Raw genomic sequence first — 16,789 nt, forward strand, 5'->3', positions numbered from 1 at the left:
GAGCGCGTATGAGTTACTTTTTATTTGATACGAATAGTTCGTTGGATCTATTTTGGCAGCTGTTCTATTTCTTTCTGGTTCTCGGCGTCATTCTTGTCATCATCAGCCAAAACCGCCAGCCGTTAAAGGCGGTAAACTGGATTCTTGTGCTTATACTCGTGCCTCCCGTGGGTCTTTTTCTCTACTTCTTTTTTGGGATAGAGTTCAGGGGGAAGCCTCTTATTCCGCTCCGTCGCTTTCAAAGAATAATGTCTATGGACTACCCCGGAAGAGGGGAACTCCCTCCGCAGGTAGAAGTAGACAACGACTCCTACAAAAGTATCTTCTCTATTCCGGAGAAGCAGTTGGGTGTACCTCTCACGACCATTTCGGATATTAAGTTTTTCACTCAGGCAAAAAACAAGTACGAAGCACTTCTGCAGGACATCAAAGAAGCCAAACACCACATCCATATGCAGTACTACATCATTGTGGATGACAATATCGGGCATCGTCTCAAAGAGGCTCTCATCGCAAAAGCAGCCGAAGGCGTCATGGTGCGAGTCCTTTACGACCACCTCGGAAGCCTTAAAACCAAAAGAGCTTTTTGGAAAGAATTGAAACAGGGAGGCGTGGAAGTGGGAGCGTTCTTACCCGTAGTCTTCCCCTTCTTAACCAATAAAGCCAACTACCGCAACCATAGAAAGATAGTGGTGATAGATGGTAAAACAGGCTATTTCGGGGGAATGAACGTTGCCGACAGATATATACACGGCACAAAATCGGGCGTGTGGAAAGACTCCCATTTCAGGATAGAGGGAGACGGTGTAAAGCTTCTGGAGAATGCTTTCATGGTAGACTGGTACATCGCAACACGGCGACTCCTCCCGAAAAGCATCTACGACACAGAAACACAAACGGACTCATCGGCTTCCGTTCCAAGCATTCCGGCTCTCTTCTTCCCCACTTCTCCCACCGATCAGTGGTTCATCTTGCAACAAGTAATGACAAAAGCACTTCTGACGGCAAAGAGAAGCATACACATCGTAACGCCATATCTCCTTCCTCCGGAGCCTCTCAACAGAGCACTCATAGGAGCGGCTCTTGCCGGCGTAGAGGTAAAGATCCTTATACCGGACATTGCGGATGTACGTTTTGTTACTCCTGCGATGCTCTCCTATACGGAAGAAATGGTCAAGTCCGGCATCAAAATCATGAGATACACAAAGGGTTTCAACCACTCCAAGATTATGGTAATAGACCAAGAGATATGCATCGTCGGGTCTGCCAACCTGGATGCCAGAAGCCTTGAACACAACTTTGAAATAACAGGTATCATATACAACTCCGATCTTGCCTCGTCTCTCGTGGCGGATATAGAGAGAGATATGAAGACTGCCCATAAAGAGCCTCTAAACAGATGGAGCCAACTCTCTATATTCAGAAAGATGTGGTGTTCCGTCTGCAGGCTCATTGCCCCACAACTATAATATTCACTACTTATGACATCTTCAATTTCCCAAATCCCTTTCGAGAAATATCTGCTAAGTCTGATCCCTCAAGAAGAGCCACAAACCCTCTTCCTCCCCATCTCATACACTCTGGAAGTACCCGGAAAACGCATCCGTCCGAGACTTGTACTGCAAGCCTACGAAATGATGGGCGGCAAAAAACCGGACACGGAAGCCTATCCCGTGGCAGCTGCAGTGGAAGTGTTTCACAACTTTACCCTCCTGCACGATGACCTGATGGACGATGCCGCCACACGTAGACACAGACAAACCGTCTGGAAAAAGTGGGATGCCAACACCGCGATCCTCTCCGGGGATGCCATGTTGGTATTGGCATACGAAATCTTAGCTCGCTCTCAAGCATCCGACTTCCGCCGTTTGCAGGAGATGTTTTCCCGGACAGCCAGAGAGGTGTGCATGGGTCAGCAGTACGATATGGACTTTGAGAAAAGAGCTGCAACCGAAGTAGGCGTGGACGAATACATGGAGATGATCCGGCTTAAAACATCTGTCCTCCTGGGAGCTGCGCTCGGCTTGGGTGCAATAGCCGCCGGAGCCTCCGAAGAAGATACCCGACTGCTCTACCAAATAGGAGTAACCACCGGTCTTGCCTTCCAGCTCCAGGACGACTATCTGGATACTTTCGGAGACGAAGCGACCTTTGGCAAGCCGATAGGTGGAGACATCATAGAGCGCAAAAAGACGTTCTTGATGATTCAGACGGCAAAAATCGCAGAGTCGAGAGGAGAAACCAAAGCATGGGAAGCTGCTCTTGCAACCGAAGATAAGAGCAAACGGATAGAGCGTGTAAGGGAATTTTATGTGCGTTATGAGGTAGACAAGCTGATCCGAGACATGATACAAGGGCTCTCCAAGCAGGCAGTCTCTCTCTCCGAAGAGCTTGATGTACCCAACAGAGCACCTCTTGATGAATTGATAAAGATGATCCGATCGCTTTCGGAGAGAAATCACTGATCCTCTTGGAGAGCCTCCGAATGAACACCATCGGGAATCCGTCGAGACAGAGAGAACGACAACGCATTTTCCTCCATAAGCCCGAAACCGGATCTGAACAGGTTCAAATCTTCTTTTTAACCTGTTCAAATCTTCTCTTAAACATAAAAAAATTTTGCAATCAAGACTCGATTTCCCGAAATCGGGCTTTGATTTGCAAAATTCAGCACTTGTTTTTCAGGATTCAAACTTTGAATACAACTTTTTAACCCGTTCGGTGCAGCTTTCATCAACGTTCAGAGCAAAAAATAAACAGGTTCGGCAGATGTCTCAAAGCCTCATCTTTTGAGAAGTAAACAAAAGCCTTATTACCAATGAACACCCTGCACCAAGACTCAGCAAAAGCATAGATATAACAATGCAATCATCTCGCATAATAGATACACACACGCATCTCTACGGAGAAGCATTCAAAGAGGATCTTCCGGATGTCGTAGAGCGAGCGATGCAGTCGGGCATCAGCCGGATGCTTCTTCCTAATATAGATAGAAGTTCATTCCCCGAACTCGAAGAGTCTGTAAGGCTGTTCCCGGAAGTTTTACTGCCGATGATGGGGCTTCATCCCACATCTGTGGATGAAAACTACAAAGAAGAGCTGGCGTTTGTCCGGGCAGAGCTTCAAGCTCCAACCCTGTCCCGCTACTACGGAGTGGGCGAAGTGGGGCTCGATTACTATTGGGACACCACCTTCAAACAGCATCAACAGGAAGCGTTTGCCACACAGATCGAATGGGCTAAGGAGTACAACCTGCCCCTCAGTATCCATACCCGAAGTGCGGTGGAAGACGCCATAGATATTTATAAAGAGGCAGGAGAAGGGAGATGCACCGGTGTGTTTCACAGCTTTACCGGAACTGCCGGAGAGCTGAAACGGATAGACAGCAAGACCAATGCCTTTGTCGGAATAAGCGGAGTGGTAACATTCAAAAACTCCGACCTGCGCGACTTTCTCTCTCGCTCCATTCCGCTCGAAAGAGTGGTAATAGAAACGGATGCGCCATATCTTTCTCCCGTTCCGTTCAGAGGCAAACGAAATGAGCCTTCATACTTACATCGGATTATCAGCGAGTTATCAATAATATACCGAAAACCGGAAGCAGAAGTATCCGCACAATTATTGGTCAATTCGGTTAAATTATTTAACTTAGAGACTTGACAACACTGTTTTGATTTGGACTTGTTTAACACTTCCTCTTCAGAAGTGAAAGAAATAATAGCCCAAAATAGTGCGTATGTCAATTAAAAAACATAGATTTGTACTCTGTATGGTGTGAGACATCACACAGATAACAAGGAGAGGTGCTCGAGTGGCTGAAGAGGCACGCCTGGAAAGCGTGTATACGCAAAACGTATCAAGGGTTCGAATCCCTTTCTCTCCGCAAAGGGTTGAATGAGTAAACCCACAGTGAAATAAAGGAATAAACAACAAATAATTTAAATCTCTAATCTAAAAACAAACGCACAATGAAAAGATTTTTAGCTAGTATCGCATTGATGGGTTTCTTTACTCTAGCCCTACCTCAGGTAGTAAGTGCCCAAGATCAAGTAGCACAGGAAACCACTCAAACTGTGGATACTCCAACAGAAGACGCCGCTCCTGCTACTCTTGAAGCAGAAATGGTAGAAGGCGGATTTCACCAAGAGCTTAAGACAAAGTTCATTGAGGGTGGTCCTGCATTTATGTCATTGGTAATCATCACTCTTATCCTTGGTTTGGCATTTGTATTGGAAAGAATCATCTATCTCAATCTTGCCGACACAAACAATGACAAATTCCTTGCAGAGGTTGAATCGGCTCTAGATAAAGGAGATGTAGAAGCAGCTAAAAATATTGCTCGCGACACTCGCGGTCCTGTTGCATCTATTGCATATCAAGCACTTCTTCGTATCGACCAAGGTTTGGACGTAGTAGAACGTTCTATCGTTTCTTATGGTGGTGTACAAGCAGGTCTTTTGGAAAAGAACCTTTCTTGGATCACACTCTTCATCGCAATGGCTCCATCTCTTGGATTCTTGGGTACAGTGGTTGGTATGGTTCAAGCATTCGATGACATCGCTAAGGCCGGCGACATCTCTCCGACAGTTGTAGCTTCCGGTATGAAGATCGCTCTTATCACCACTATCGGTGGTCTTGTAGTAGCTCTTATCCTTCAAGTATTCTACAACTACCTTCTTTCTAAGTTTGAAGGCATTGTAAACAAGATGGAAGATGCTTCTATCCGTATTGTTGACTTCATCGTGAAGTATAACCTAAAGTTTAAGAGATAATATAATAGACCGTCATGGCAGTAACTAAAATAAGAAAAACATCGAGCATAACTCTCCTTGTAGTGGCAGCTATCTCGGTGATAGTCATGGGGCTATTCTACTTCGGTGGAGTTGTTGACCCTGCGGCTGCCAAACCGGAGCCCGTCTATACCGGAGCTTTGCTGTATTGGACATACGCGTTGGCTATCATTGCCGTGCTTGCAACACTACTATTCGGGTTAGCAGCGTTCTTTAGCAGTTTCAAAAACTCACCCAAGAAAGCGATACGCACAGTAGTTATATTGGTACTCTTTGCAGCGCTATTGGGTATCACTTATGCAGTAGGTAGTGCAGATCCGCTTCCTTTGAGCCAAGACTTCCAACAGTATAACATTCCGACTTGGTTGAAGAGAACCGATATGCTTCTATACTCTACGTATGCACTTATCTGCCTCTCTATCCTCGGAGTATTATTTGGTGCTATCAAGAACCTATTCATAAAGAAGTAAGACGTAACATATAAAGCAGAATAATTATGGCAAAAAGAAAAACTCCCGGAATTAACGGATCTTCTTCCGCCGACATCGCTTTCATGTTACTTATATTCTTCCTGGTAACAACATCTATGGGATCGGATAAAGGGATCTTGCGTTCGCTTCCGCCTGCGCTTCCCCCTGATCAAAAAGATATAGAGTTGGACATCAACAGAAGGAATATGCTTAAAGTATTGGTGAACACAGACGGACGTGTTCTCTGTAACGGTGAAGAGATCGAGCTTAGCCGTTTGGGAGAAAAGGTAAAAGAGTTCGTCCTTAACGTCAATGATGATCCTACTCTTCCTGAAAGAGAAGACAAGGAGATTCCATTGCTTGGCGTTATGAAAGTAACCAAGAGTCATGTGATATCGGTAACTAATAATGTGGACACAAAGTATGCGGACTACATCACTGTTCAGAATATTCTTGTGAGAGCCTATAACGAGTTGCGTGCAGACTTTGCCCGTAACAAGTGGGGCAAGACACTTGAAGAGCTTTCTCCGGAACAGCTTGATGCTCTTGTAGAACTTTATCCACAAAAAATCTCCGAAGCAAATCCGAAAGAGTACGGAGGCAAGAAAAAATAAATATCTAAGTTATGAGTAAATTTCTAAAAGGTGGCGGGCGAGAAATGCCCGAATTGAACACTGCGTCATTGCCTGACTTGGTATTTGCATTCCTATTCTTCATCATGATGGTAACTTCTATCCGTGAAGTAACTATGATGGTTCAGGTGAAGCTACCTGCTGCAACAGAAATAACAAAGTTGGAGAAGAAGTCGCTTGCAACATACATCTACATGGGTAAGCCTATGTCTATGTATCAAGCAAAGTACGGTACTGAAACTCAAATTCAGTTGAATGATGAGTTTGCTTCTCCAAATGATATCTTCGACTTTATTGCTCAAGAAAAAGCAGCAAAGAACGAAGAGGATGCAGCTCTTATGACGACAGTCTTGAAAACAGACGAGTCTACTAAGATGGGTATCGTAACTGAGGTAAAACAAAAGCTAAGAGAGGCTGATGCGCGTAAGATTATCTACGCAACCGTTCAGCAGACAAAATAGTTCTGAAATATAGAACAAACGATGAGAAGGTCTCAGAGGAATTTCCTTTGAGACCTTCTTATTTTTTATCCCAAAAAGGTTCGGAAAAAGAGAGAAAATGCAGGTCTTACCAGAGGGAGCTTTTATATAAAAATGGAGCCGGCAAAACCGGCTACCGAGAAGGAGAGATTTTGACCTATCGTCCATGTCCAGCGATCAGAAAAACTCCTATCCTACTATATATTAAACTATTATGAAATATCGCGAATTTCCGAACTTTTCTCCTCCCGATCGTTTTCATGCCTTGTTTTCGCGTTAATTGGTGTGAATTTTAACACCCCTATCTGTAAATGAATCCTAACTTGTTTTTCAGCCGAAAAATGACAAAAACAGGGCAAAAAGACTCAAAATCCTAAGAATCAACACCATAAGCAAAAATTCTAAACACGTTAATCGAATCCGGTAAACGTGTTTAATGAAATCACTAAACGTGTTCATTGAAAAATTAAACACGTTAAGCCGACAAAATATGCTCGNGAATCCGGTAAACGTGTTTAATGAAATCACTAAACGTGTTCATTGAAAAATTAAACACGTTAAGCCGACAAAATATGCTCGTTTAGCGTTTTGGCTTAACGAGCATCGGAATTTGTGTTAATAAAATGAGGCGAATTTAACAGTTCGGTCGTGCTCTGAAAATGACCCTTCCGATCAAAATAGAGAGAGAGAAAAAAGAGGGCATTTTTGGGGATGGAATATATAAAAACACTCTTTCGAGAGTCCCGAAAAATGGGGTAAAAAAGAGAAAAGATCGTCCACGAAAAATGGTTATCTTTATTGGAGAATATCACTTTTAGAGTTTGGGAAAAGAGAAAATCATATGCGGTAAAATCCGAAGCGTATTTCCACGTTCTACAGAGCCGTCCTCTCCTCTCCCAAACAGCACATAAACATCAAAATAATGGAAGCATCTTACATTACGATCACCAAAGAAAATCTCCCCACCGAACACATCTGTTGCGCGTTTTCCGATAAGAAGTGCGAAGAAGGGTACAGACTGAAAAAGATGTGGCTGGAACAGGAGCTGGAACGAGGCTATATCTTCAGAAAGTTAGACGCCAGAGCCAAAGTGTTTATAGAGTATGTGCCTGCCGAGCAAGCATGGTTACCCGTGAGTGCAGAAAACTACCTCATGGTAAACTGTCTGTGGGTATCGGGGCAGTACAAAGGGCAGGGACACGCCAAAAGACTCCTTCAGTCCGCAATAGATGACGCAAGAAAGCAAGGCAAATACGGATTGGTAACGGTGGTCGGAACTAAAAAGTATCACTTCATGAGCGATACAAAGTGGTTGCTCAAGCAGGGCTTTAAGACCGTGCAGACACTTCCGGAGGGTTTCTCTCTCCTTGTCTTGAAAACAGATGATACCGCTCCCGATCCTTACTTCAAGGAGTCTGTAAAGAGAGGATTACCGGATGACGAACGCACCGGACTGGTTGCCTATTACAGCAATCGCTGTCCTTTCACCGAGTATTATGTGGCTACGGTATTGGCAGAAGAGGCAAGAAAGGAGGGCATACCGTTGAAAATCGTCAAGCTCGACACGCTTCAAGAAGCACAAGAAGCCCCTTCTCCTGCCACCATATTCTCGCTCTATTGGAATGGTAAGTTTGTTACCACAGACATCAGTAGCTGTATGGGAAGCAAGCTGATAAAGATTGTAAGACCGGCAAAAAAGGAGTAAGCAACTTACGGGAGGGATTTATTTTTGCAGCTGGAAGAGAAACTCCAGTCCGCCACCTTTTCTGTTCTTCACCGTGATACTTCCTTTGTGAAATGCTATGGCATTCTTCACGATCGAGAGACCGAGTCCGGAGCCTCCCGTATCTCGTGTTCGCCCCTCCGATATACGGTAAAAACGATCGAAGAGACGAGGAAGATGCTCTTCGTTGGATATGCCGCAGCCATTGTCCGAAAACGAAAAGTAGTAGAAGCGATCGTCCTCATTGTAGAGAGAAATGATAATCGTGGTCTCTTCTCCTGCGTAGTTGATGGCATTATCGGTCAGGTTTCGGAAGATGGAATAGAGGAGATTTCGAGAGCCGTAGACGGAGATTTTTCCCGGCAAAAGCAGCTTCACCGACATTCTTTTCTGCTCCAGAGCAGAAGCCAAATCGCTCTGCAGCCTCTCCAACAAGAGATTGAGATCCACCTCTTCCTGCTTGAAGAGCTGCGGTGCTTCCTCCATTTTGGTGATCAGACTGATGTCCTGAATCAGTTCGGACAGCACCATCGCCTGCCCAAAAGCGCGAGAGATAAAGTAGTGTCTCCTCTCCTCGTTCGGGTTTTGCTCCATTACCGTTTCCAGATAACCCCGAATGCTTGTAACGGGAGTACGCAGTTCGTGAGCGATGTTTGCGGTCATCTCCTGCTTCAATTGCCGTGTCTTCTCCTGTTTGGTTATGTCATTCAGTATCACTTCAAAGCCTTCATCATCAAATCTGTTAAGGCGTAGTGCAAAGCTTTTACCCTGTTTTGAGAGCTTCTGTTCAAAGTAGTTTTCGGAAAGATTCTCATTCAAGAAGCTCTGCATTACGGCAAACTCCTGAGCCGTAAACAGGATGGATGGTTCGCCCGTAGGTTCATCCGTCAGGATGTTGAGATATTGGATGAAAAGTCCGTTAAAGAATTGCACTTTCCTGTCAGGGGTAAAAAAGCATATCCCTTCCTTTGAACTGTAAACGTGTTGAAGCAGTCGGCTTCGTTCCAAATCTATTATCTCCTTTTTCTCTCTGAGTTGGCGGTAGTTTTCCGTTATCTTACTACCGATCTCTCCAAGTTCATCATCCGGGAAGTTGAGCTTTGGAGCGGCACCTTTATCGCTTTCCGTCATGAAGTCTCTTAGGCGACGGATGGATGCCCCAAAGCGATTACTCACCATATTGACCCCCACAAGGGTAACGACAAAAAGCAGCAACACAAAGTAGAAAAAGGTGTGATCCGCCTGCATGAACTGCTCCACTTCGATGTCGTAAGGCAGTGCCACTCTAATGTATCTGTCGCCAAACCTTTTGGCGTAGTAGAGATACTTCCGGCTGTTAGAGGCAGAAGTGCGGAGATCCGTACCTGTTCCTTTCTCTTTTGCCTGCGCTATCTCCGGTCGGGAAAGGTGGTTTGTCAGTGTGGAGAGATCTGTAAAGGAGTTGTCGTAAAAGAGAGTCCCCTCCGAGTCTATCAGGCTGAGACGAATGGTTTGAGGGAAAAGAGCAAGCAGCGAATCGAGCCGGCGAAGATCGTTGTTGCCATCTGCCACGAGAGCGGAATTGACTATTTCCGTGTAGGTACGCAGTCTCTCCTGCATCGCTTCCGTTCTAAACCTCCGGTCTCGTGCCTGTTCAAAGAGAATCACTCCGGCAGAAAAGAGAAGAAAAAGAACGGATATGTAGAAGAACAGACGCTGTTTATAGGTCAGTTTCATAAGACAACTCCGGTATTGAATCGGTATCCATACCCGGAGCGATTCACTATTACGGCACCATATTTCCCCAGCTTCTTTCTCAGCCGAGTGATATGCACATCCACCGTTCTCTCCGTTACGTAAGTCATTTCATGCCATACAGTATCTATGATATCCTCCCTTGAGAAGAGTCTGTCAGGCTTTTGCGCCAATAGAGCCAATATCTCAAACTCTGTCTTGGTTAGCGATACCGCTTCTCCCTCAATAGAGACCTCTTTTGTGGCGAGATCTATTACAAGCCGGTCGAAAGAGAGTTTATTCTTCTGAGTAACCGCCGCTTCCGGTTTCGTCTTGGTACGTTTGAAGACTGCTTTTATGCGGGCTATCACCTCTTTTATAGAGAATGGCTTGGAGATATAATCATCGCCACCGACAGAAAAACCCGTAAGCATATCGTTTTCTGTATCCTTTGCAGTGAGGAATATTATAGGGATCGGATTGCCTTCGGATCGTAGCTTCTCTGCCATCTTAAAGCCGGACATTCCTCCCATCATCACATCCAGAAGGATCAGCGAGCAGCTCCCGTCGGCGAGTTTTTCCAGAGCCTCCTCTGCCGAGTAAGCGCATTCCACGCCAAAGCCTTCACTTTTGATGTTAAATTCAAGGATGTCGCAGATGTCTCTATCGTCATCCACTACGAGTATTTTCTCTGTCATAAATAGCTTTTTTCTCCTTTCAAAGTTAGCCTTTTTCCGCTATACAGAGCGGATCGTATCACTCCTCCGGGAACTTTTGACCGCTATGTTTCAGCACCTTTGCATCTACATAGAAAACGAGTTCCTCTACAATATTGCTGCAATGATCGCCTATTCTTTCCATTTTACGCACCAGCAGGAAGAGTTTGAGAGCGCAACGGGCAAAGTCGGGTCTTTTCCGAATCTCCTCTGCAAGGCTTTCCAGAGCGTTGTGATAGATAGCATCCACCGCCTCATCCTGAGCAAGGATTTTGCCGGACACCTTTGTGTTTTCAGACTCCAGTATTACATAGCTGTCGCTAAGCATGCCGATGAGAATGTCAAACATCTGTTCCACCTGCAGTTCATCCAATATTTTCGGATCCACATCACTGCAATCATTATCTATGACATGCTTTGCGATACCCACCGCAAAGTCTCCTATGCGTTCGAGAGTATTGCTGATCTTTATCAGAGAGAGTACAAGACGAAGGTCTATGGCGACCGGACTGTAAAGAGCAATATAGTTTTCGCAGTCGCTATCTATCTTCAGGTCGAACGCATCCAACCTTTTCTCCCTGCTCATAACCTCCAGAGCGGTCTCGATATTACTGTTTAAGAATGCCGCTTTAGCCTTTTCGAGCTGCGACAGTGTCAGTCTCCACATCTGCCTCACCTCTTCTTTCAGGGCGAGCATCTCCTGTTCGGTATGTTTCATAGTTGTTATTCTCTTTTTGTTTAACCAAAACGACCTGTGATATAATTCTGTGTAGCCTGTTCCTTAGGGCTTAGAAACATCTTCTTTGTCTCGCTGTACTCTATCAGTTCGCCCAGCATGAAGAAGCCGGTCATATCGCTTACCCGTGCGGCTTGTTGCATATTGTGCGTTACGATCACTATCGTGTACTCTCTCTTCAGAGAGTGTATAAGCTCTTCGATTTTTGAGGTAGAGATAGGGTCCAAAGCCGATGCCGGTTCATCCATAAGCAGGATAGAGGGCGACACCGCCAAGGCTCTTGCGATGCAGAGACGCTGCTGCTGTCCGCCCGATAGCTCCATAGCCGACTTTTTGAGTTTATCCTTCACTTCGTCCCAAAGGGCTGCAGCCCGGAGCGACTCCTCTACACGCTGTTCGATAAACTTCTTATCTCCCATGCTGTTTACCCTCAGCCCATACGCCACATTCTCAAAGATAGACTTCGGAAACGGATTAGGTTTCTGAAATACCATGCCTACTTTCTTCCTCAACTCGTCTATGGACAGAGACTTATCGTATATATTCTTCCCATCTATAAGGCATTCGCCGGTAAGGCGAGTATCGTCTATCAGATCGTTCATGCGGTTAAAAAGACGAAGGAAAGTAGATTTACCGCATCCCGAAGGTCCTATAAAAGCGGTTACGGTATTGGGTTCCATCTTCATGCTTATCCCTTTAAGAGCCTGGAAGTCTCCGTAGAAAAAGTCTATGTTTTTTGCTTCAATCATCGTTATTGTCTTGTTTCTTTTAGTTGGTTTTTACTTTTGCCCCGAAATGTTTTCTCAAGAAAGAGGCAAGGAGATTCATGCACACCACTATCGCTATAAGCACCAAAGCCGTACCATAAGCTATCGGGCGAGAAGCCTCAAGGTCTGTACCGCTCGTCGCTATCACGTACAAGTGATACGGCAAAGCCATGACCTGATCGAATATTCCGGTCGGGAGCTTGGGCAGAAAGTATGCAGCCACCGTAAAAAGTATGGGCGCAGTCTCTCCCGACACCCTTCCGATAGAGAGGATAAGCCCCGTAGAGATATTGGGAAATGCAGCCGGAAGCACGATCTTCCATATCGTTTGGAGCTTGCTTGCCCCCAAGGCGAGACTGCCGGTGCGATAAGAGTGCGGAACAGCCTTGAGTGCCTCTTCCGTGGTGCGGATAACCAAAGGCAGAACCAGCAGTCCGAGTGTAAGCGATCCTGCCAGAATGGAGTCTCCGAAACCGAGAGTGTTCACGAACAGAGACATTCCGAACAGACCGAATACGATGGAAGGAATACTGCTAAGGTTATTGGTCATGATCCGGATGAACTTCACCACCATTCCGTTTCCGGCATACTCCGTTGTATATATCGCAGACATCACTCCGAGAGGAAAGGAGAAAATCATGCTCCCGACCACCAAACAGAGTGTTCCCACTATCGCCGGGAAGATACCTCCTTCGGTCATACCTTCTGCAGGAGCAGTGGTAAGAAACTCCCAGCTTATCACTCCCAGTCCGTTGTAAACAAGAAAACCGAGAATCCAAAACAGGGTGAAGACCACCAGCAATCCCAACAGTCTGAATATCAAAAAAGCTATACGCTCCGTATGTTTCTTATCCATTCTCATACGCTTTTATGTTGTTTCTTGGATATTACTTCGGCTGCCACACTGATAATCATGGTGATGACAAACAGAATAGAGCCTAACAAAAAGAGCGACCGGTAGTGTGCCCCTCCGGCAGGCGCTTCTCCCAGCTCTGCCGCAATGGTTGCCGGAATGGTTCGTACCGACTCCAACAAAGAAGCAGGCATTACCGCCGCATTTCCCGTAACCATCAGTACCGCCATGGTTTCCCCTATTGCCCTACCGATACCAAGCACCACCGCAGCGGAGATCCCCGATACAGAGTAAGGCACCACCACTTTGTAGATGGTCTGCCAGCGGGTTGCCCCAAGAGCAAGACTCGCTTCACGCATCGCTCCGGGGGTGTTTCGCAGAGCATCTTCCGCCACTGTGATGATGGTCGGAAGCGCCATGATAGCAAGGATGATGCTTCCCGTAAGCGCGGTTTCTCCCACCGGAAGATTGAGCGTATCCTGTACAATGGGCACGAGAACCACCAGTCCGAAGAAACCATATACTACGGAAGGAATCCCGGCAAGCAGCTCTATGGTAGGCTTCATGAACTTTCGCACCCGTTCTCCTGCCAGTTCAGAAAGGTAGATAGCCACACCAAGTCCGAGAGGCAGAGCTATAAGAATGGCCACGATACTGACGAGCAACGTCCCCAACAGAAGCGGCAGCACACCGAACAGAGGCGCAGGAGTTGCCGTAGGCATCCACTCTTTTCCGCCAAAGAAATCGGACAGAAAGATGTCCTTATAGGGTAGAGCTTTCACCTCCGGCACATTTACGGGAGCATATTTTTCGGGAAGAAAAGCTATGATATTGGGGTTCTCACGGATCACTTGAGCCAGTTTATCGGGGAGGTATTCGTAGTTTTCTCCCAACTCCTCATCGGAATAGAGCGAAAATATTTCGTCAAATCTGAAGATCATAATCTCTTCGTCCCTACCGCCCAACTCTGCCCAGGAGACCACTTCGGAGTCGAAAATATTCTTTATGTCCGTTACGGAAAGATCCTTTACGCCGTTGGACGAGTGAAGATAAAGCGCATACCCTTTCTCCACAGAGGGCGAGGAGAACAGCCCCAACCCTTCTTTGAAGAGAAAGATCACTATCAGCACAATAGCGATGCTTGTGATAGCACCGCTAAAAGCCAGTATTGTCTCTATTACTTTCTCAAAAAATCGTCTCAGTTGCTTCATATTCATGCTGTAAGCTATACGATCTTGCCTCTTACTTTACGGGGATGAAGCCCACTTCGGATACGATCTTCTGTCCGTCGGCAGAGAGCACATAGTCCACAAAAGGTTTCAATGCCGTGGCAGACTTCGCTTCGTAATAGTAGTAGAGCGGACGCACCACCGGGTAAGACTTGTTCTTGGCATTCGCTACCGTGGGAGCGGTGAATGTCTTGCCCTTGTCGTAGGAGATCCGAACCGGTTTTACATCCTTGTTCAGATAAGCCAACCCGATGTAGCCGATAGCTCCTTTGGTCTGGCTTACAGACTGTACGATGGCTCCCGTAGCGGGCATACTCATGATGCCGTTCATGTAGTTTTTGTTTTTCAGAACGCTCTCTTTGAAAAACTCATAAGTACCGGAGGATGTCTCACGAGAGTATGGCACGATCTTCAGATCTTCTCCGCCGACCTCTTTCCAGTTTTTAATCTTTCCGGTAAATATCCCTTCGAGCTGTTCACGAGTGAGCCTGTCCGCCTTATTGCCCGGATGAACAACCACCGCAAGCGCATCATAAGCGATAATTACCTCCTTTGCACTCTTACCCCCTTCTTGAAGTTTTTGTTTTTCATCAAACTTAATCCTGCGTGATGCTTGTGCTATCTCCGTAGTACCGGCAAGAAGAGCGGATATACCCACACCGCTACCTCCACCGGTTACAGATATTGTGGCAGATCTATTTTGCTTCATATATTGTTCCGCTATCTTTTGGGATAGGGGAAGTACCGTGTCCGATCCTTTTACTCGTTGAGCATTGGCACTCCATGAAAACGCTAAAAGCGCAAGAGATGCTAAGATTGTTTTTTTCATGTCTCTCTGTTTTTTGAATTTGTATATATCTCACTGTTTCCACTGCAAAACTACCGAACGGATGTTACGCACCGTCTGCCTTTCTGTTACATTTTGGTTAAGCCGTTCGGAGTGAAGTAAAGAGAAAAAAAAACGAAAAGCAGACGATAGCCGAAAAAGAGCCGATCACAAACAGATTTGAACAGGTTTACATCTTTCTCTAAACAGATTAAAAAGTCGCTTTGAACGTTTATGATATTCCAAATCGGGGCTTGACTTGTGAAAGCCGAGCCTTGATTTCCACACCTCAAAGCGTGATTTCTACAGGACAAGCCTTGAAAAAGATCTCTAAAGCCGTTTGGAGAAAGATGTGAACAGGATGAACGAAACTTACGGAAAGGTTTACACCAAGTTTCAGAAGAGGGAATAAAAAACATCGGCAGCATACGGAATGTATGCTGCCGATGTTCGAGCATGGAACCGAGAGTCGTAAGACCCTCAGGTATCAAAACCTATATTGCAGTCTGAGCGTAAAGACGTTGTCTTTTCTATCCTTTTCGTACCCGGCGAGAGCACTGCTCACTTCGTTGCTCACCATATCGTAGTGTGCCTGCATACGGATATTGCCGGTGATCTTCCAAAGCAGACCGGCTCCAAAGGTGGTGTAAGCAAGATCTGCCCGACTGCTGTTACCTTTTCCTATTTCGTTGCCGGAGATTCGGGTGTTAGGGTCATACCATTCGTACTTTAACACTGCCGACAGAGGCAATGAACCGAAATCCTGTACCAGCACGGCGTATCCGCCCCTGAATGTTCTAATGAATGTGTCGTGGCTTGGAAGTGTCGAGGCGTTGGGACTTTGCGAGCTTAACGCCGATCCCGGCTGTGTTCCCATGAGATACTCTGCACGCAAATGCGTCATTCCGAGCGGAGAAAGCAGAAGAAACTGACCATCCACGCCATAATATTCGCGCTTGGCAAATCTGCCTTTGTTAGCGTTGTCTTCGTTCAGCTCAAAGGCTCCGTTCTTAAAGGTGTACACCTTATCCGTGCCTTGATAAACACCTCCATTGTAGTAGGATGCCCCTAATCCCACACGGACGTTATCGCCTAAATCTTTCGTCATGGAGAGGTGTCCGATAAAGTCTTTTCGGCTATCCGTCTCCTGCTTAAGACCATTCCCGGCAAAAAGTCCGGCGTCCAACTTCAAGAAACTAAGCGGAGAACCCTTCGGAGCTTGCAGGGTAAGCATGGCTCCCAAATCTCGTCCGTCCGGGAAGAGAGTATTGAATATCAGCGAACGTTCCGGGGACTCTCTCCTTGCGGAAGAGTATCCGATCTCATCCCCAAACGGACGGTCGAAAACCCCGAAGCGCAACGAGCTGCTCTTCATCCAAGGATCTTTGAGATTGACATAGGCATCCTTGACTCCGACACCCTTTTCCGTAATATCGAGCTGAAATACTGAAGAGGTAAGCCCGGTATCGTATGCAAACTTGATGCGACCGCGACGTATTCCGATGCGATCGAATGTATCTTCTTTCTGTTCGTTTTTGGCTCCCACTTTTAGAGCGGCATCTTTCTCTCCGTGTTGCCATTGGGTCTGTACATATCCTGTTACTTTCAGCTTCTTCAAAAGTGTAAGAGCTTCTTCCTGCTGCTGCATCTTTTGTTCGACTTTCGCTATGCGAGACAGCTCTGTCTCCTGTTGCGCCATACTCACGGAGTATAGAGACAAACAGGCAAGTAAAATAGAAATCTTTTTCATCTTAGTTATTGGTTTTATTTTTCCTCGATCACGTCGCAAAGTTAGGGCAATGAAATTAAAAAGTCTCTAAGATATGGTTACAAAAATGTTAATCCTGAAAGAGAT

16 protein-coding genes and 1 tRNA gene are annotated in these 16,789 nt (G+C 46.0%); 9 read left to right on the forward strand and 8 right to left on the reverse strand.

From position 1 onward, the window contains the following. The first annotated feature begins 8 nt into the window (after window positions 1-8). The 9 genes from cls to HQ39_RS04535 all read left to right on the forward strand — a co-directional run bounded on the left by cls (window position 9) and on the right by HQ39_RS04535 (window position 8,076). The gene (gene cls / locus HQ39_RS04495) at window positions 9-1,469 is read left to right on the forward strand and encodes a cardiolipin synthase (protein WP_036864108.1); all 1,461 of its coding nucleotides are present in this window, start codon (window positions 9-11) and stop codon (window positions 1,467-1,469) included. Between the two features lie 12 nt (window positions 1,470-1,481). Next, a complete protein-coding gene (locus tag HQ39_RS04500) occupies window positions 1,482-2,465 on the forward strand; it encodes a polyprenyl synthetase family protein (protein ID WP_036864109.1) in 984 nt (327 codons plus the stop codon). A gap of 397 nt (window positions 2,466-2,862) precedes the next feature. Then, complete coding sequence (locus HQ39_RS04505; protein ID WP_036864111.1) at window positions 2,863-3,660, forward strand: TatD family hydrolase; 798 nt, start codon at window positions 2,863-2,865, stop codon at window positions 3,658-3,660. Window positions 3,661-3,797: 137 nt separating this feature from the next. After that, window positions 3,798-3,883: transfer RNA gene (locus HQ39_RS04510), tRNA-Ser, on the forward strand. Window positions 3,884-3,968: 85 nt separating this feature from the next. Further along, window positions 3,969-4,772 carry a MotA/TolQ/ExbB proton channel family protein gene (locus HQ39_RS04515; RefSeq protein ID WP_036791408.1) on the forward strand — a complete coding sequence of 268 codons (804 nt, stop codon included), beginning with the start codon at window positions 3,969-3,971 and terminating at the stop codon, window positions 4,770-4,772. A gap of 14 nt (window positions 4,773-4,786) precedes the next feature. Further along, window positions 4,787-5,260, forward strand: a complete 474-nt coding sequence (locus HQ39_RS04520) for a hypothetical protein (protein WP_036864113.1) — start codon at window positions 4,787-4,789, stop codon at window positions 5,258-5,260. Between the two features lie 23 nt (window positions 5,261-5,283). Further along, window positions 5,284-5,874: an ExbD/TolR family protein gene (locus HQ39_RS04525; RefSeq protein WP_152565504.1), complete on the forward strand. Its 591-nt coding sequence runs from the start codon at window positions 5,284-5,286 to the stop codon at window positions 5,872-5,874. Between the two features lie 11 nt (window positions 5,875-5,885). Then, a complete protein-coding gene (locus HQ39_RS04530; protein WP_036864116.1) occupies window positions 5,886-6,353 on the forward strand; it encodes an ExbD/TolR family protein in 468 nt (155 codons plus the stop codon). 940 nt (window positions 6,354-7,293) lie between these two features. Next, window positions 7,294-8,076, forward strand: coding sequence for an N-acetyltransferase (locus HQ39_RS04535; protein ID WP_036864118.1), 783 nt, complete (start codon window positions 7,294-7,296; stop codon window positions 8,074-8,076). 18 nt (window positions 8,077-8,094) lie between these two features. Here HQ39_RS04535 and HQ39_RS04540 read toward each other — a convergent pair whose 3' ends face one another. The 8 genes from HQ39_RS04540 to HQ39_RS04580 form a co-directional block, all read right to left on the reverse strand. After that, on the reverse strand, window positions 8,095-9,810 hold the full coding sequence (locus HQ39_RS04540; protein ID WP_036864121.1) for a sensor histidine kinase: 1,716 nt from the start codon (window positions 9,808-9,810) through the stop codon (window positions 8,095-8,097). Further along, window positions 9,807-10,505 carry a response regulator transcription factor gene (locus HQ39_RS04545; RefSeq protein WP_036864123.1) on the reverse strand — a complete coding sequence of 233 codons (699 nt, stop codon included), beginning with the start codon at window positions 10,503-10,505 and terminating at the stop codon, window positions 9,807-9,809. The genes HQ39_RS04540 and HQ39_RS04545 overlap by 4 nt, the downstream gene beginning before the upstream one ends. 58 nt (window positions 10,506-10,563) lie before the next feature. Next, entirely contained in the window at window positions 10,564-11,241 is a 678-nt protein-coding gene (phoU, locus tag HQ39_RS04550; RefSeq protein ID WP_036864126.1) for a phosphate signaling complex protein PhoU, read from the reverse strand. Window positions 11,242-11,261: 20 nt separating this feature from the next. Further along, a complete protein-coding gene (gene pstB, locus HQ39_RS04555) occupies window positions 11,262-12,008 on the reverse strand; it encodes a phosphate ABC transporter ATP-binding protein PstB (RefSeq protein ID WP_036864127.1) in 747 nt (248 codons plus the stop codon). Window positions 12,009-12,027: 19 nt separating this feature from the next. After that, window positions 12,028-12,882 carry a phosphate ABC transporter permease PstA gene (pstA, locus tag HQ39_RS04560; RefSeq protein ID WP_036845531.1) on the reverse strand — a complete coding sequence of 285 codons (855 nt, stop codon included), beginning with the start codon at window positions 12,880-12,882 and terminating at the stop codon, window positions 12,028-12,030. A 2-nt stretch (window positions 12,883-12,884) separates the two neighbouring features. Next, window positions 12,885-14,081 carry a phosphate ABC transporter permease subunit PstC gene (pstC, locus tag HQ39_RS04565; RefSeq protein WP_036864531.1) on the reverse strand — a complete coding sequence of 399 codons (1,197 nt, stop codon included), beginning with the start codon at window positions 14,079-14,081 and terminating at the stop codon, window positions 12,885-12,887. Between the two features lie 40 nt (window positions 14,082-14,121). Beyond that, window positions 14,122-14,937, reverse strand: a complete 816-nt coding sequence (locus HQ39_RS04570; RefSeq protein WP_036864129.1) for a PstS family phosphate ABC transporter substrate-binding protein — start codon at window positions 14,935-14,937, stop codon at window positions 14,122-14,124. Window positions 14,938-15,421: 484 nt separating this feature from the next. Continuing rightward, complete coding sequence (locus tag HQ39_RS04580; RefSeq protein WP_036864135.1) at window positions 15,422-16,684, reverse strand: hypothetical protein; 1,263 nt, start codon at window positions 16,682-16,684, stop codon at window positions 15,422-15,424. Window positions 16,685-16,789 lie beyond the last annotated feature (105 nt).

The sequence above is a fragment of the Porphyromonas sp. COT-108 OH2963 genome (assembly GCF_000768895.1).
Lineage (GTDB): Bacteria > Bacteroidota > Bacteroidia > Bacteroidales > Porphyromonadaceae > Porphyromonas_A > Porphyromonas_A canoris.

Bases quoted from the DNA above. Each gene is read 5' to 3' on its own strand.
- cls (WP_036864108.1), top strand. From the start codon at position 9: ATGAGTTACTTTTTATTTGATACGAATAGTTCGTTGGATCTATTTTGG.
- HQ39_RS04500 (WP_036864109.1), top strand. From the start codon at position 1,482: ATGACATCTTCAATTTCCCAAATCCCTTTCGAGAAATATCTGCTAAGT.
- HQ39_RS04505 (WP_036864111.1), top strand. From the start codon at position 2,863: ATGCAATCATCTCGCATAATAGATACACACACGCATCTCTACGGAGAA.
- HQ39_RS04515 (WP_036791408.1), top strand. From the start codon at position 3,969: ATGAAAAGATTTTTAGCTAGTATCGCATTGATGGGTTTCTTTACTCTA.
- HQ39_RS04520 (WP_036864113.1), top strand. From the start codon at position 4,787: ATGGCAGTAACTAAAATAAGAAAAACATCGAGCATAACTCTCCTTGTA.
- HQ39_RS04530 (WP_036864116.1), top strand. From the start codon at position 5,886: ATGAGTAAATTTCTAAAAGGTGGCGGGCGAGAAATGCCCGAATTGAAC.
- HQ39_RS04535 (WP_036864118.1), top strand. From the start codon at position 7,294: ATGGAAGCATCTTACATTACGATCACCAAAGAAAATCTCCCCACCGAA.
- HQ39_RS04540 (WP_036864121.1), bottom strand. From the start codon at position 9,810: ATGAAACTGACCTATAAACAGCGTCTGTTCTTCTACATATCCGTTCTT.
- HQ39_RS04545 (WP_036864123.1), bottom strand. From the start codon at position 10,505: ATGACAGAGAAAATACTCGTAGTGGATGACGATAGAGACATCTGCGAC.
- phoU (WP_036864126.1), bottom strand. From the start codon at position 11,241: ATGAAACATACCGAACAGGAGATGCTCGCCCTGAAAGAAGAGGTGAGG.
- pstB (WP_036864127.1), bottom strand. From the start codon at position 12,008: ATGATTGAAGCAAAAAACATAGACTTTTTCTACGGAGACTTCCAGGCT.
- pstA (WP_036845531.1), bottom strand. From the start codon at position 12,882: ATGGATAAGAAACATACGGAGCGTATAGCTTTTTTGATATTCAGACTG.
- HQ39_RS04570 (WP_036864129.1), bottom strand. From the start codon at position 14,937: ATGAAAAAAACAATCTTAGCATCTCTTGCGCTTTTAGCGTTTTCATGG.
- HQ39_RS04580 (WP_036864135.1), bottom strand. From the start codon at position 16,684: ATGAAAAAGATTTCTATTTTACTTGCCTGTTTGTCTCTATACTCCGTG.